Here is a 14676-nt window from a genome sequence, read left to right on the forward strand (position 1 = left end):
CCGGTAGTGCGTGGTTCGACAGGCTCACCATGAGGGAGGGTATTTGGACGCTCGTATGATTGCGAGCAACGTATCCCGATCTCCCGGCAACATGCCCACCTCCCTCATGGTGAGCCTGTCGAACCACGCACAATGACCCTGCCAACAAAAAAGGGGGCGCATCGCGCCCCTTTCCTTATGTCTAATCCGTAACAGCTATTTCTGGATAACTTTCCAGTTCTTGTAGAAGATCGAATTGCTGCCCTTGAGAATGACGCCCATGAACGAAACGATGGCGGCAAACAGGCCCGGCAGATAAGACGGGCGCAGGATATCGACGAACAGGCAATAGCGTGTCTGGTCTGTCTGGTTGACCGACTGGTGCATCAGCGTGTCATCGAAGATGAACAGCTTGTCGTCTTTCCAGTAGCTCGTCGTATCGCCGCACCAGATATAGGCTGTGCGATCGTTCATGTCGTTGATGTTGTAAAGCACGCGTATCGTCGCCCGGATCGGACCGAAATGCTTTGAAGTCGAATTCTTTTTGTTGAAGACAGACACACCGATCGTCTTCACGAAATTGTACTTCTCGTAGAAGGACGGCACGTTGGCGAAACTCGGCTGGTCTTTGCCGTACCATTTGAAAAAGAACATGCTGCGCGCCTGCTGTTCGGCGCGTGCCTGCAATTGCCCTACGATGTTTTCCTTCTGCGTCGCTGTAATCAGGCGCTTCACCTCGGCTTGATAACTGGCCGGAAGGTCCTGCAGTTTATAAACGCCCTTGTTGACGTAGGGCAGTGACAGGATGTCGAGAAGAATGTTGAGCGGCGAAAGGATCCAGGTGAACATGCCATTGCCGAAGAAGTATTGCTCGACAACCTGCAGGTTCAAATTCTTGTTGCGCGATAAATCGTAAAGGCCGCAGATCAGATAGAAGATCACCAGATAGGGGACAAAATAAGCGAGGATTGCCAGAAGAACCAATCCGACAGACCAACGCCGAAGGGACTTTTTCGTTGCTTTTTCCATGGTATTCCAGGTTCGGCGCCAGGGCAAAATAGAGGATGGCGCGGCTTGTTGAGACAAATCGATCTTGCGCGATATACAACCGCCGGCGAACTTTTAAAAGTGGTCAGCGACGGTCAGGAATAGGCCTTACGTCGATTCTGCTGTCAAGACAGACACGAATTTGCCGTTAAAACCGCAAGCTCAATAGTAAGATAAAGCATAGGAGTAAATGTCGAAATTTACCGAGCCTCATTTATCCTTGTAATTCAATGGCTTATCGCAGGTTAAGTCCTGTAGTGCTTACAATCGCCAATAAAACGCCGAAAATTTTAAACTCCGCCATCCGCGCACCATATGGGTAAGTTATTGAAAACGAACAACTTTATATTACTAGGCTGTGTATAACATCGACTTTCGCGCCTTGCTAGTTTGCAAAAGTGCAGGTTTTCCGAGAGATTCACTACGAATCGCTAAGAAGAAAGGCCAACCGCAGCTGTAACTGTGGTTGGCCTCGAAGCGATCCCAGCACCAACTATCGGGGATGCTGGGCCGATGTCTGTGAAGACGTGATAGTTGAATCACGATCGAATCATCGCGTCAAGTCCCCGAGGATTGAAACGTCCCCGAAAGGACATCGTTATGACACCACTAGGAACGAAGAAGCGTACAGGTGAGAGCTGCCCCGAAAGTGGCGTTTGGAAAGTAGACAGTCTTTATGACTCGACAACTGCGCCAATCGCCAGGGGCAATATATTCCCACCCTACAAAGGTAATGCGGTTACTTGGATATTGTCCAGGTACGCTTAGCTCTTGATGAAAACCTGGGGCGGCCTGGCCGCCCCAATTCCATCTGACAATCACGATTAGCCATTCACGAGTGCAAGCGACGCCTCCGTGTAACGTTTTCCCGCCACCTGCGTCGGCGAAAGCGCATCGCCAATCTTGGCGAGATCAGCGGCAGACAGGGAAATATCAGCCGCAGCTGCATTCTCTTCGAGATGCTTGATTTTGCGGGCGCCGGGGATCGGTACGATGAAGTCGCCCTGGTGCAGCACCCAGGCCAGCGCCAACTGTGCCGGCGTGACGCCCTTGTCCGCAGCCAGCCCCTTGAGTGTGGCAATCAGGACCGCATTGGCATCCATGTTTTCGGCCTGAAAGCGTGGCTGTGTCTTGCGCCAATCGTCGGCGCCAAGCTCATCCGGCCTGTTGATGGTTCCGGTCAGGAGACCGCGACCAAGCGGGCTGTATGGCACGAACCCGATACCGAGCTCGCGGCAGACAGCAAGAACGCCGTCCTCAGGATCACGGCTCCACAGGGAGTATTCGCTCTGCACGGCAGCGATCGGATGCACCTTGTGGGCGCGGCGGATTGTGGCGGCGTTGGCTTCGGAGAGGCCGAGAGCTTTCACCTTGCCCTGTTTGACGAGGTCGGCCATTGCGCCGATCGTGTCCTCGATCGGAACATTCGGATCGACGCGGTGCTGGTAGAAGAGATCGATCTGTTCGATGCCGAGGCGTCCAAGCGATGATTCCGCGACAGCCTTCAGATGTTCCGGCCGGCTGTCGACGCCGACCATGCGCGACATGCCTTCGCCCTCATCGGCAATCTTGAAGCCGAATTTGGTGGCGATCACCACCTTGTCCCAGCGCCCCTTCAACGCCTTACCGATAAGGATTTCATTGTCGAACGGTCCGTAGACTTCGGCTGTGTCGAAGAATGTGACGCCGATCTCCACGGCGCGATGCAGAGTGCGGATTGCATCGGCTTCATCTTGCCCGCCATAGGCGAAGGTCATGCCCATGCAGCCGAGGCCTACGGCCGAAACGTTGAGTTCTGTTCCGAGTTTGCGCTTTTCCATCACTGCTCTCCTTCTGGTGTGGTGAACACAAGATAGGCCGTACGACAGTGTTCGATAATTGGGTTACGATTTCACAACTTGTTCTATAAGATAGATCAATGCATCGTTCCTGGCTTCCCCAATTGGCAATCTTTGCGACGGTCGCCGCGCGCGGCGGGTTTCGCGGCGCAGGCAAGGAACTCGGCATCGCGCCGTCCGCCGTCAGTCACGCTATTTCCAGCCTCGAACAGAGCCTTGGTGTTCGGCTTCTCGCCAGGACGACACGTAGCGTCGCTGTCACCGAGGAGGGCGCTCTGCTGCTGAAGCGGCTTCGTCCGGCCCTTGGCGAAATCGACCTGGCACTGGATGCTGTCAAGGAGGTGAACAACCGCGTTGCCGGAAATCTGCGCCTGAGTGTTCCGCCTTTCGCCGCCCATTGGCTTCTGGCGCCGCGCCTGGCAGCTTTCAGCGAGACCTATCCGGGCGTGACGCTCGAGTTGCGCGTCGAGGAACCGTTCAACGATATTGTCGCGACGGGCGTCGATGCGGGCATGCGGCTCGGCGAAAGCCTGGAGCCGGACATGATTGCCGTGCGCATGAGTGACGCGATCACAGCAAGCATCGTTGCCACGCCGGGCTATTTCGAAAACCATGCCGTACCGAGGCACCCGCGCGATCTTCTCGACCATCTCTGCATCCGCCGTCGTTTCTCCAGCGGGCAGGTCTATCGCTGGGAATTCGAAAAGGATGGCGAGGAGATCGTCCTTGACGTAAACGGCCCGCTTGTTCTTGGCGATGACCGGCTTGTGGTTGAAGCGGCCCTCGGCGGTGCTGGCGTTGCGTTCCTGCTGCAGGATATGGCGCCCGAAGCCATAGCTCAAGGCAAACTTCGCCGCGTGCTTGAGGATTGGTGCGCACCGTTTCCCGGGGTCTATCTATATTACCCCAGCCGCCGTCAGATGCGTCCGGCACTGCGCGCGTTCATTGATTTCTTCAAGTTTACGATCTAGGGGTTGTGGAGATTCGTGTCAGGGCGAGACGAAAACGGTGGTTTTCGAGCACCGGAGCGCAGCGTACGTTCTGGTACGTGAGCGCCGGAGCGCAGAAAATGCCGTTTGCAGGCTGCCATGGCGTGAATATCGACGCAAAGGAGAGGTCACTATGTTTCGTTGGGGTGTTGTATCGACGGCAAAAATCGGGGTAACGCTGGTTATTCCAGCAATATGCAACGCGGAAAATTCGGTCGTGTCCGCCATCGCCAGCCGCGACCTTGCGAAAGCCCGCGCCGTCGCTGACCGCTTTGGCGCGCCGCACGCTTTTGGTTCCTACGAAGCGATGCTGACGTCCGATGAAATTGACGGCGTCTATATTCCGCTCCCGACATCACAGCATGTAGAATGGTGCCTGAAGGCTGCCGAGGCCGGCAAGCACGTCCTGTGCGAAAAGCCGATTTCGTTGCATGCCAGCGAGATCGCAGCGCTCCAGCGCGCCCGCGATACAAATGGCGTGCTGATTTCGGAAGCCTTCATGGTGACGTATCACCCACAGTGGCTGAAGGTTCGCGAACTGATCGCCCAGGGAGCAATCGGACAGCTGCGTCAGGTGCAGGCAGCTTTCACCTATTTCAACAAGGATGCGAGCAATATGCGCAACCAGCTGTCGCTGGGCGGCGGCGCCTTGCCGGATATCGGTGTCTATCCGACAGTGGTGACGCGCTTCGTGACCGGCAAGGAGCCTGTTCGCGCCATGGCGAATATCGAGCGCGATCCCGAGTTCGGTACCGATCGCTATGCGAGCGTCCGCGCCGACTTCGAGGATTTCGAATTGACCTTCTATGTCGCAACACAGCTCGCCGCGCGCCAGTCGATCGCCTTCCACGGCGACAAGGGCTACATCGAGGTCCTCGCGCCGTTCAACACCGGCAAATACGACCACGCCAAGATCACGCTGCATGACGCCAGCCATGGCACTTCCACCGAATATAATTTCGGCAATGTGGACCATTACTGCCTTGAGGTGGAGGCCTTTGCCCGTGCCGCACAGGGCGAGGATGTCGAAGTGTTCACCCTGGAAAACTCCGTCCTCAATCAAAAGTTGATCGACGCGGTTTATCGTGCGGGCGAGAGCGGCAACTGGGAAACGGTTTGACCCGACGATCATAGAGACGATTTGGAAAGTCGCTGCGGTGAGGTATATGACGCGGTTTTCGAGAACCGGAGCGCAGCGGACGTGTTGGTCCGTGAGCACCGGAAGCACAGAAAATCCCGTCAGATGACCATCGCAGTAGAGTTTACAATCAGTCTCTCACCAATAGACACCGCCGCGCGCCACATGCACGCGCGGCTTGCCATCCGGCGTATAAAGGCTTTGGGCGCACGCTTCGCAGTCCGCATTGTCGCCCGAGACCACCGGATGGGTCGCCTGTGTGTTGATCAGTGACAGGATTTCCAGATTGTTGGAATTCCAGCGTCCATATTGCTGACCGATCTGTGGGACTGATCTCGGGCGCGTGCGGATGTGGTCCTCCGGTTTCAGCTCCAGATCGGTCAGGATATCGCCGCGAGCTGCCATATCGCATGCTTCTTTCAACGCGTGCAACCGCGCCACACGGGCTTCCGTCAGTGGATGCGTGCGGAGAATCGAGGGGTCGGGAATGCGTCCGCCGGGAAGGATGAGGTTTTCCCAGATCCTGCCTTGAGCCTTCTCCAGTTTCATCAATGCATCGGCGAGACCATCGGGATCGCCGGTCAGCATCGCTGCGCCAAGATCGGCATCGAATTCGCGGGTGCGTGACAGCGCCATCTGCAGCAATCCGCCGATGGTTGGCGCAAACAGCAGCACGATCACGCCGAGCCACGGCACTTGCGCCGCCGATCCGCTGGCCATCCAGGTGATGTTGAACAGGAGGGAAACGATTCCCACGGTGGACATCAGCGAGGTAAAGCGCGAGACCGTATCGGCCAGAGCCATCACCTTGAGGTCCTCGTTATGAATATGGCTGATCTCGTGTGCCAGAACGCCGGTGAGTTCCCGCGCTGTCAGTGCCCGAATGAGTTGATCGGTTACGGCGACGACGGAGTTGTCTCTTCGCCCCACAGCAAAGGCATTCATCATGCGCGAGGGTATGACATGTAGTTTCGGCGGCTTTGGCAGGCTGGCGCGGCGCGCAAGCTCCTCGACGATCGCCAGTCCTTGCGGGAATTCGGCGCGCGTCACCGGTCTTGCCTTATACATCGTCAGCACCATTTGAGGACTTATGCGCCTGATGGCATAAAGGCTGATGCCGCCAAACACGAAGGCGTATATGATGCCGGCGGGCCCCGCCAGGGTCCAGGCGCAAACGATGAGCAAGAGCAGGCTTCCCGCCAGCAGCAGCCAGGTGTGCAGCCTGTTGATAAGCCGGCTCCGGCGATGTCCAGGCAAGGGGAGGTGGAGTGCATTGTCGGTCATTGGCGATATATGGGGCGAAAAAAGCATTTTGCCGAGTCTTTTAGGGTGATTAAGCATGCAAATGCAGCCTCTTCCGACTTGCATGGTAATTTTCCGCTTCTTATATAGCCCTCAACACGCTAGAACCGCCCATCCCGGCGACTCTGGACTGTGAAACCCCTAGAGGCTGCCGTATGGAATGCTCGGCAGAGGTCCCGGCAGCCTGCTGAATGGAGAAGAGTAATGGCTAAAGTTATCGGTATTGATCTAGGTACCACCAATTCCTGCGTCGCTGTCATGGATGGCAAAAACGCGAAGGTTATTGAAAATGCGGAAGGTGCGCGCACTACACCTTCGATCATCGCTTTTACGGATAGCGATGAGCGCCTCGCTGGTCAGCCGGCCAAGCGCCAGGCTGTCACCAATCCGGAAGGTACGGTTTTTGCGGTGAAGCGCCTTATCGGTCGCCGCTATGAAGACCCGACTGTCGAGAAGGACAAGAAGCTTGTTCCTTATAACATTGTCAAAGGCGACAATGGCGACGCTTGGGTAGAAGTTCACAAAAAGAAATATTCCCCATCGCAGATCTCGGCGATGATCCTGCAGAAGATGAAGGAAACGGCGGAAGCCTACCTTGGCGAAAAGGTCGAGAAGGCTGTCATCACCGTTCCTGCATACTTCAACGACGCCCAGCGTCAGGCTACCAAGGATGCCGGCAAGATCGCTGGCCTTGAGGTCCTGCGCATCATCAACGAGCCGACGGCGGCTGCCCTTGCCTATGGCCTCGACAAGAAGGAAGGCAAGACCATTGCCGTCTACGATCTTGGCGGCGGTACTTTCGACGTTTCGATCCTCGAGATCGGCGACGGCGTTTTTGAAGTCAAATCCACCAATGGCGATACGTTCCTTGGCGGTGAAGACTTCGACATGCGTCTGGTCGAATATTTTGCAGCAGAGTTCAAGAAGGAACAGGGCATCGACCTGAAGAACGATAAGCTCGCTCTGCAGCGCCTTAAGGAAGCCGCCGAAAAGGCCAAGATCGAGCTTTCGTCCGCCCAGCAGACGGAAATCAATCTGCCCTTCATCACCGCCGACGCTACCGGCCCGAAGCACCTGACGATGAAACTGTCGCGTGCCAAGTTCGAGAGCCTGGTCGATGATCTGGTTCAGCGCACTGTCGAGCCTTGCAAGTCGGCGCTCAAGGATGCCGGCCTCAAGGCTGGCGAGATCGATGAAGTGGTTCTCGTCGGCGGCATGACCCGCATGCCGAAGATCCAGGAAATCGTGAAGGCCTTCTTCGGCAAGGAACCCCACAAGGGCGTCAATCCTGATGAAGTTGTTGCCATGGGTGCTGCCATTCAGGCCGGCGTTCTGCAGGGCGACGTCAAGGACGTTCTCCTGCTCGACGTTACCCCGCTTTCACTCGGCATCGAAACACTCGGCGGTGTCTTCACCCGTCTGATCGAGCGCAACACGACGATCCCGACCAAGAAGTCGCAGACCTTCTCCACGGCCGAGGACAGCCAGTCCGCCGTGACGATCCGCGTCTTCCAGGGCGAGCGTGAAATGGCTGCCGACAACAAGTCCCTCGGCCAGTTCGACCTCGTCGGCATTCCGCCCGCACCGCGCGGCGTTCCGCAGATCGAGGTGACGTTCGACATCGACGCCAATGGTATCGTCAACGTCTCGGCCAAGGACAAGGGAACAGGCAAGGAGCACCAGATCCGTATCCAGGCATCCGGTGGTCTTTCCGATGCAGATATCGAAAAGATGGTCAAGGACGCCGAGGCCAATGCCGAAAGCGACAAGAAGCGCCGCGAGGCAGTCGAGTCGAAGAACCAGGCTGAAGCTTTGGTCCATTCGACCGAGAAGTCGCTCAAGGATTATGGCGACAAGGTATCGGCCGAGGACAAGGCATCCATCGAGACGGCTCTGGCCGAATTGAAGACGGCGGTCGAAGGCGACGATGCCGAGGTGATCAAGGCAAAGACCCAGACGCTTGCCGAAGTTTCGATGAAGCTTGGTCAGGCCATGTATGAAGCCTCGCAGGCTGCCGAGGCCGCTTCCGCCGAAGGCGGCGAAGCCGATGCAACCGCCAAGGCGGATGATGATGTCGTCGATGCCGATTTCGAAGAAATCGACGAAGACGGCAAGAAGAAGTCCGCTTAACTGACTTCACTTCTAATGAAAGCCCGGCCATCGTGCCGGGCTTTTTTTATTTGTGGGCAGGTCCGCTATAGGACTTTTGGATAATTGATATTTTCTTGCGATGGAACATAATAAGAACATGCGCAATTCACAGCGTAATCGAATTTCATGACGTGATCTTTTTGTGAACGATCCAAATAGCTTTAAACATTTGAAAGGACCAAATATGAGCATGGAGTACTGGGTACATCTGAATGAGATATCGGACGATATGATTCCTGATATGATCAGTGAACTTAACAAATTTGAAATGACCTGCGAGATTTACCCAGGCTTCAGTTTCTCCAAACACTCGGGATTTCTCCCTTTCAAGTTCCGCTTGTCCAACCCGAAGCTTGACATCCTGAAAGACAAGGATCTGGTGAGTGGATTCGAACTCTACGTCGAGGATTTTAACCCCGAGGACGCCGATTGGTTTGGCCCGGAAGATCTGGCCCGGCTATCGGAATTCAAAAAGACCGTGGCGATCAGATTTGCTGCTTCCGACAGCTTTCAACTGCGATTTGCCGACCTGACAAGCGCAGTGATAGCAAAGCTTACCGGCGGACCCCGATCTTTTGATGAGGATGTCGACTATAACACTTCGACAATCGTCGACAAAAGCTGGGAGGACCTCAAGCACTGGGAAAATTCGATCGCCGATGACGACTGGCGCTATTATGAGTTCCAGGGTTGGCACTGAACAAGCCAAACATATGTCTCAGATTCGTGGAGCGCTTGCCACACAAACGCAATAATCAGCAAATATGCGCATTTCGGGCGAATCAATATAAGTTGGCTATGGCATTCTCGGGCGTGAGCACCTAAATACCGGCTTTAAATGTGCTTCTGAAGAAGCGTTTGCGATTTTCTGGGAACGAGTGTCTGGATGAAGGCTGACTATTACGAAACCCTCGGCGTAGCGAAAAGCGCTGATGAGAAAGAGCTGAAGAGCGCTTTCCGTAAACTGGCAATGCAATTTCACCCCGACAAGAATCCGGGCGACGCCGATGCCGAGCACCGCTTCAAGGAAATAGGCGAGGCCTATGAAACCCTGAAAGACCCGCAGAAACGTGCCGCCTATGACCGGTTCGGTCATGCTGCCTTCGAAAACGGCGGGATGAATGGTGGCGGCGGTTTTGGCGGCGCCGGTGGCTTTGCCGATATTTTCGAAGACATTTTCGGCGAGATGATGGGCGGCGGACGCCAGCGCCGGTCAGGCGGACGCGAGCGCGGCGCTGATCTGCGCTACAATATGGAAATAACGCTGGAAGAAGCCTATGCCGGCAAAACGGCGCAGATCAGGGTCCCGACCTCGATCACCTGTGACGAATGCTCGGGCAGTGGCGCCAAGCCAGGTACGCAGCCGGTCACCTGCAGCACTTGCAGCGGCTCCGGGCGTGTTCGGGCGGCGCAGGGCTTCTTCTCGATCGAACGCACCTGCCCGACCTGCCATGGCCGCGGCCAGATCATCAAGGATCCTTGCCCGAAATGCAGTGGCCAGGGGCGTATAACCGAGGAACGCGCTCTTTCGGTTAATATTCCGGCTGGCATCGAAGATGGCACGCGTATCCGGCTGACGGGCGAGGGCGAAGCGGGCTTGCGTGGCGGGCCAGCCGGCGATCTCTATATTTTCCTCTCATTGAAGCCGCATGAATTCTTCCAGCGCGATGGTGCCGATCTTTATTGCAAAGTGCCCATCTCGATGACGACTGCGGCGCTTGGCGGCCAGTTCGAGGTAGCGACGCTCGACGGCACGCAGACACGTGTCAAGATTCCGGACGGTACGCAGAACGCCAAGCAGTTCCGGCTGAAAGGCAAAGGCATGCCGGTCCTGCGCCAGCCGGCCATGGGTGACCTTTATATTCAGATCGCAATCGAGACGCCGCAAAACCTCAACAAGCGTCAGCGTGAGTTGCTCGAAGAGTTCGACCGCATCTCGTCGCAGGACAACAGCCCGCAATCGTCGGGCTTCTTTGCGCGCATGAAAGAGTTCTTCGAGGGTCTAAGCGAATAATTTTATTGGAACTTTTCCGGGTGTCGGTCTTGCTTCCGCCATGTGTTGCGTCATAAACTTGTCTAACTGCGACGGAGGATAAGCGGGATGTCACGACCCTTGGGAAAGAAGCTGGCCGAAAAGTTCGGCGAGGAAATCCGGTTCTTCAAGGGATGGATGCATGGACCCAAGGCTGTGGGCTCGATCCTGCCGACAAGTTCCGTTACTGCGCGCCGCATGGCCAGCGTCGTCAACCCGCACTCGGGCCTTCCCGTGCTTGAGCTGGGACCGGGCACCGGCGTTATTACCCGCGCAATTCTCGATCGCGGCGTTGCTCCGTCAAAACTCTACAGCGTCGAGTATTCATCGGATTTTGCCGAGCATCTGCGCGAGGATTTTCCGGGCGTGAATATCATCGAGGGCGATGCCTTCAATCTGGATGTGACCCTCGGCGACAAGCGCGAGCAGAAGTTCGATTCGGTCGTTTCTGCCGTACCGCTTTTGAATTTCCCTGTCGGCGACCGTGTCAAGATCATCGAAGATTTGCTGCGCCGCATTCCGCATGGCCGTCCGATTGTGCAGATCACCTATGGGCCGATGTCGCCGGTTCCGGCAGGGCGTGGCAATTACAAGATCGAACATCTCGATTTCATTATCCGTAATGTGCCACCTGCGCGTTTGTGGGTCTACCGCCGGATCGATTGACCTCCTATAGTCCTCCCGTGGTCTGGTAACTCCTCAGAGGGAAATGAATGCTGCCGAAAATTCTTGTTTTCGCGGGCTCCAATCGTACGGGCGCTTTTAGCGGTCAGGTTGCGAATGTTGCGGTCAGAACGCTGGTGGAACTCGGCGCCGATGTCACGCGGATTGCACTGATCGACTATCTGCTGCCACTCATGGATCAGGATCTGGAACAGGAAAAAGGCATTCCGGAAAATGCCATGAAACTTGGCCGGCTATTCGCCGCCCATGATGGCATTTTGATCGCATCGCCGGAATATAACTCCTCGATCCCGCCGCTGGTGAAGAATACGATCGATTGGGTCAGCCGCATCTCGAAGGACGGCGACAAGCCGCTCAAGCCCTATGCCGGAAAGGTCGTGGCGCTGTGCTCGTCCTCGGACGGCAATTTTGGAGGTGCTCGCGGCCTCTATCACCTGCGCTCCGTCATGATGAATGTTGGCACCCAGATCATTACGGAACAATGTTCGGTGCCACGTGCCCAGGATGCATTCGCCGAGGATGGTTCGTTCAAGGATGAGCGAACCGCCAAATCGATGCAGCGCACGTGCCAGTCCCTGATCGATCACACGAGATTCGCCATTTCCCGCCGCTAGCGTATTTCCAATACGGCCTATCTGTGCGATTGAGGATCGATCAACAAAAAGGGTGATTTGTCATGACGGATGCGGCCTTGCGCGAGCGCCTGATCGTCGGCCTTGATGTGCCGACATTGAAAGCAGCTGAACAGGCGGTCAGCGAACTTGGCGATACGGTGTCGTTCTACAAGATCGGCTATCAGCTGGCATTTGCCGGCGGACTTGGCTTTGCCAGCGAACTTGTCGACTCGGGCAAGAAAGTCTTCCTCGACATGAAACTTCTCGACATCGACAATACCGTCGCCAAGGGTGTGGAGAACATCGTCAGGATGGGCGTTTCCATGCTTACGCTGCACGCCTATCCCAAGGCGATGAGGGCTGCAGTCGAGGCAGCCCGAGGATCGGACCTTTGCCTTCTCGGTGTGACGGTTCTGACTTCGATGGACGAGCAAGACCTGGCAGATGCAGGCTACGAGCACGATCCCCATACGCTGGTCCTCATCCGCGCCGAGCAAGCGCTTCAGGTGGGAATGGGCGGGATCGTCTGTGCGGCAACGGAAGCCGCCGCCGTCCGAAAGATCGTCGGGCCGGAGCTGGCCATCGTCACACCCGGGATCCGTCCGGCCGGTGCCGACGTGGGCGACCAGAAACGGGTGATGACACCAGCCGATGCACTGCGTTCCGGAGCAAGCCATCTGGTGGTCGGCCGGCCGATCGTCGGCGCTTCAGACCGGAAAGCGGCTGCCAAGGCGATTCTTGCGGAAATGGCTAGCGTCAGTGCTGGAATGAGGTGAAGATTGCGGAACTTCGCCCGAAATTGGGACAAGAATTGTTGATTCTGGCGCAAGAACACCCGGAACTGGGGCAAGAATATCAACCTGCTGGTGTAATTTGATTGTGGAAGGTAGAGGAAATGGCCAAGGGATATTGGATTGCACGCATCGATGTCAGGGATGCAGAACGCTACAAGGACTATATCTCAACGGCAAAGCCGGCTTTTGAAAAATTCGGAGCCAATTTTCTGGCTCGAGGCGGCCAGTACCACGTGCTTGAAGGTCAGGCTCGCGGCCGCAACGTTGTCATTGAATTCCCCTCGGTTCAGGCGGCTGTCGATTGCTATAATTCTCCGGAATATCAAGCAGCTAAGGCAATTCGCATCACCGTGGCCGATGGAGAGATGCTGGTCGTCGAAGGCGCGTGATCGCTGGCGGGCCGTGGTTTCCAGCACGCGAAGTTGTGAACATCTATACCCGACCTTATCCCATTGTTGCATTGCAATATTGAAGAAACCCGCTACGGTCACTGACCAGTCAAGAAATCTTTCATATTTAAGGGAGAGATTCTTGGAACTGACGTTGCGTTGATTGATCGGAAATTGGATGTTTTATCAGCTCTATGAACTGAACCATGCCGCACTCCAACCCTATCGCGCACTCGCCGACGCCACCAAGCTATTCTACGATAACCCCTTGAATCCATTGTCTCAAACGGTGGTCGGACGCTCGGTTACCGCGATGTGCGAGCTGTTCGAACGCACGACGCGATGCTACGGCAAACCGTCCTTCGGCTTGCCGACGACGATCGTTGACGGTGTCGAAGCAGACATAAAGGAAAAAATCGTCTGGTCGAAACCGTTCTGTAATGTCATCCATTTCAAGCGTGCATTGAGTGGCAAACGTCCCGCCGACCCGAAGATTCTCGTGGTGGCACCGATGTCGGGTCACTATGCAACTCTGCTCCGTGGCACGGTGGAAGCGTTGCTGCCGCATGCTGAGGTCTATATCACCGATTGGGTTGATGCGCGCAGCGTCCCGCTGAGCGATGGTAAATTCGACCTCGATGATTATATCGACTATGTTATTGAAATGCTTCATGCATTGGGCGAAGATACCCATGTCGTGGCCGTCTGTCAGCCATCCGTTCCGGTGCTTGCCGCCGTCTCGATCATGGAGGCCAATGGTGACAGATTCGCGCCTTCCAGCATGACGCTGATGGGCGGGCCGATCGACACCCGCAAGAATCCGACTGCCGTCAACAAGCTGGCAGAAGAAAAGGGGATCAACTGGTTCCGCGATAATGTGATCATGTCGGTTCCGTGGCCGCATGCCGGGTTCATGCGTGATGTCTATCCGGGGTTCCTGCAGTTGTCCGGCTTCATGAGCATGAATCTCGACCGCCACATCACTGCCCACAAGGAATTCTTCATGCATCTGGTGCACGAAGATGGAGATTCCGCCGATAAGCATCGTGAGTTCTATGATGAATACCTCGCGGTAATGGATTTAACCGCGGAATTCTATTTGCAGACTGTGGATACGGTATTCGTCCGCCAGGCATTGCCGAAAGGCGAAATGACTCATCGGGGCCTTCCGGTTGATCCTTCCGCTATTCGCAGCGTCGCGCTTCTCACAGTCGAAGGGGAGAACGACGATATCTCAGGCGTCGGCCAGACCAAAGCCGCGCAGACACTCTGTGTCAATATTCCGGACGAAATGCGCATGCATTATCTGCAACCCAAGGTAGGCCACTACGGTGTATTTAACGGCTCGCGGTTTCGCGCAGAGATTGCACCACGCATTGTCCAGTTCGTTAACGATCACGCACAAATGAACCGCAGGACCAACGTGACTCCGATCGTCAAGCGTGCGTGATGCTAGGCCGGTGGATGTAGCGGGACGACACTGACCGACGCGACGTTATGATCGGATACCTTGGTGTCTCATGCGGGCCGCCGAATTGTAAAATCGAGAAAAATCAGTGACTTGTCTTGTTTGACCACGGCGATTTGCACCGTCGTGTCGGGCGCCATTGTGGTTCCCTTCGACTTGTGATCTCTCATGAATATTGCGGAGTTCCGAAAATTCAAATTTTAACCATATATTAACAATGGCTGGATCGTGGCGCCATTGTGATTGACTCA

13 protein-coding genes are annotated in these 14676 nt (G+C 55.8%); 10 read left to right on the forward strand and 3 right to left on the reverse strand.

The features are described from left to right. Positions 1-195: 195 nt before the first annotated feature. Positions 196-1008 carry an aspartyl/asparaginyl beta-hydroxylase domain-containing protein gene (locus C7476_RS09775; RefSeq protein ID WP_114429732.1) on the reverse strand — a complete coding sequence of 271 codons (813 nt, stop codon included), beginning with the start codon at positions 1006-1008 and terminating at the stop codon, positions 196-198. An 842-nt stretch (positions 1009-1850) separates the two neighbouring features. Beyond that, entirely contained in the window at positions 1851-2846 is a 996-nt protein-coding gene (locus C7476_RS09785; RefSeq protein ID WP_114429733.1) for an aldo/keto reductase, read from the reverse strand. A gap of 98 nt (positions 2847-2944) precedes the next feature. On the opposite strand from C7476_RS09785, the gene C7476_RS09790 reads away from it, so the two are divergent. Together C7476_RS09790 and C7476_RS09795 are read left to right on the forward strand one after the other, a co-directional pair. Beyond that, positions 2945-3835, forward strand: a complete 891-nt coding sequence (locus tag C7476_RS09790; protein WP_114429734.1) for a LysR family transcriptional regulator — start codon at positions 2945-2947, stop codon at positions 3833-3835. A 151-nt stretch (positions 3836-3986) separates the two neighbouring features. Then, on the forward strand, positions 3987-4973 hold the full coding sequence (locus C7476_RS09795; RefSeq protein ID WP_114429735.1) for a Gfo/Idh/MocA family protein: 987 nt from the start codon (positions 3987-3989) through the stop codon (positions 4971-4973). A gap of 156 nt (positions 4974-5129) precedes the next feature. Here C7476_RS09795 and C7476_RS09800 read toward each other — a convergent pair whose 3' ends face one another. Then, positions 5130-6275, reverse strand: coding sequence for a zinc metalloprotease HtpX (locus tag C7476_RS09800; protein WP_114429736.1), 1146 nt, complete (start codon positions 6273-6275; stop codon positions 5130-5132). Between the two features lie 222 nt (positions 6276-6497). Here C7476_RS09800 and dnaK point away from each other — a divergent pair, with 222 nt between their 5' ends. The 8 genes from dnaK (at position 6498) to C7476_RS09840 (ending at position 14407) form a co-directional block, all read left to right on the forward strand. Further along, the gene (gene dnaK, locus C7476_RS09805) at positions 6498-8423 is read left to right on the forward strand and encodes a molecular chaperone DnaK (protein WP_114429737.1); all 1926 of its coding nucleotides are present in this window, start codon (positions 6498-6500) and stop codon (positions 8421-8423) included. 262 nt (positions 8424-8685) lie between these two features. Further along, complete coding sequence (locus tag C7476_RS09810) at positions 8686-9144, forward strand: hypothetical protein (RefSeq protein WP_147274639.1); 459 nt, start codon at positions 8686-8688, stop codon at positions 9142-9144. Positions 9145-9330: 186 nt separating this feature from the next. Next, on the forward strand, positions 9331-10458 hold the full coding sequence (gene dnaJ / locus C7476_RS09815) for a molecular chaperone DnaJ (RefSeq protein ID WP_114429739.1): 1128 nt from the start codon (positions 9331-9333) through the stop codon (positions 10456-10458). Positions 10459-10545: 87 nt separating this feature from the next. Further along, entirely contained in the window at positions 10546-11142 is a 597-nt protein-coding gene (gene pmtA / locus C7476_RS09820) for a phospholipid N-methyltransferase PmtA (protein WP_114429740.1), read from the forward strand. Between the two features lie 47 nt (positions 11143-11189). Then, complete coding sequence (locus tag C7476_RS09825) at positions 11190-11774, forward strand: NADPH-dependent FMN reductase (RefSeq protein ID WP_114429741.1); 585 nt, start codon at positions 11190-11192, stop codon at positions 11772-11774. A gap of 62 nt (positions 11775-11836) precedes the next feature. Continuing rightward, complete coding sequence (gene pyrF / locus C7476_RS09830) at positions 11837-12550, forward strand: orotidine-5'-phosphate decarboxylase (RefSeq protein ID WP_114429742.1); 714 nt, start codon at positions 11837-11839, stop codon at positions 12548-12550. Positions 12551-12669: 119 nt separating this feature from the next. Next, positions 12670-12957, forward strand: coding sequence for a DUF1330 domain-containing protein (locus C7476_RS09835; protein ID WP_114429743.1), 288 nt, complete (start codon positions 12670-12672; stop codon positions 12955-12957). A 178-nt stretch (positions 12958-13135) separates the two neighbouring features. Further along, the gene (locus C7476_RS09840; RefSeq protein WP_114429744.1) at positions 13136-14407 is read left to right on the forward strand and encodes a polyhydroxyalkanoate depolymerase; all 1272 of its coding nucleotides are present in this window, start codon (positions 13136-13138) and stop codon (positions 14405-14407) included. The last annotated feature ends 269 nt before the right edge of the window (positions 14408-14676 follow it).

It is taken from the genome of Phyllobacterium bourgognense (assembly GCF_003337575.1).
In the GTDB taxonomy this organism is placed as follows: domain Bacteria; phylum Pseudomonadota; class Alphaproteobacteria; order Rhizobiales; family Rhizobiaceae; genus Phyllobacterium; species Phyllobacterium bourgognense.

What these genes read in the sequence shown, in the direction of transcription:
- C7476_RS09775 (WP_114429732.1), bottom strand. Translation starts at nt 1,008, where the DNA reads ATGGAAAAAGCAACGAAAAAGTCCCTTCGGCGTTGGTCTGTCGGATTG.
- C7476_RS09785 (WP_114429733.1), bottom strand. Translation starts at nt 2,846, where the DNA reads ATGGAAAAGCGCAAACTCGGAACAGAACTCAACGTTTCGGCCGTAGGC.
- C7476_RS09790 (WP_114429734.1), top strand. Translation starts at nt 2,945, where the DNA reads ATGCATCGTTCCTGGCTTCCCCAATTGGCAATCTTTGCGACGGTCGCC.
- C7476_RS09795 (WP_114429735.1), top strand. Translation starts at nt 3,987, where the DNA reads ATGTTTCGTTGGGGTGTTGTATCGACGGCAAAAATCGGGGTAACGCTG.
- C7476_RS09800 (WP_114429736.1), bottom strand. Translation starts at nt 6,275, where the DNA reads ATGACCGACAATGCACTCCACCTCCCCTTGCCTGGACATCGCCGGAGC.
- dnaK (WP_114429737.1), top strand. Translation starts at nt 6,498, where the DNA reads ATGGCTAAAGTTATCGGTATTGATCTAGGTACCACCAATTCCTGCGTC.
- C7476_RS09810 (WP_147274639.1), top strand. Translation starts at nt 8,686, where the DNA reads ATGATCAGTGAACTTAACAAATTTGAAATGACCTGCGAGATTTACCCA.
- dnaJ (WP_114429739.1), top strand. Translation starts at nt 9,331, where the DNA reads ATGAAGGCTGACTATTACGAAACCCTCGGCGTAGCGAAAAGCGCTGAT.
- pmtA (WP_114429740.1), top strand. Translation starts at nt 10,546, where the DNA reads ATGTCACGACCCTTGGGAAAGAAGCTGGCCGAAAAGTTCGGCGAGGAA.
- C7476_RS09825 (WP_114429741.1), top strand. Translation starts at nt 11,190, where the DNA reads ATGCTGCCGAAAATTCTTGTTTTCGCGGGCTCCAATCGTACGGGCGCT.
- pyrF (WP_114429742.1), top strand. Translation starts at nt 11,837, where the DNA reads ATGACGGATGCGGCCTTGCGCGAGCGCCTGATCGTCGGCCTTGATGTG.
- C7476_RS09835 (WP_114429743.1), top strand. Translation starts at nt 12,670, where the DNA reads ATGGCCAAGGGATATTGGATTGCACGCATCGATGTCAGGGATGCAGAA.
- C7476_RS09840 (WP_114429744.1), top strand. Translation starts at nt 13,136, where the DNA reads ATGTTTTATCAGCTCTATGAACTGAACCATGCCGCACTCCAACCCTAT.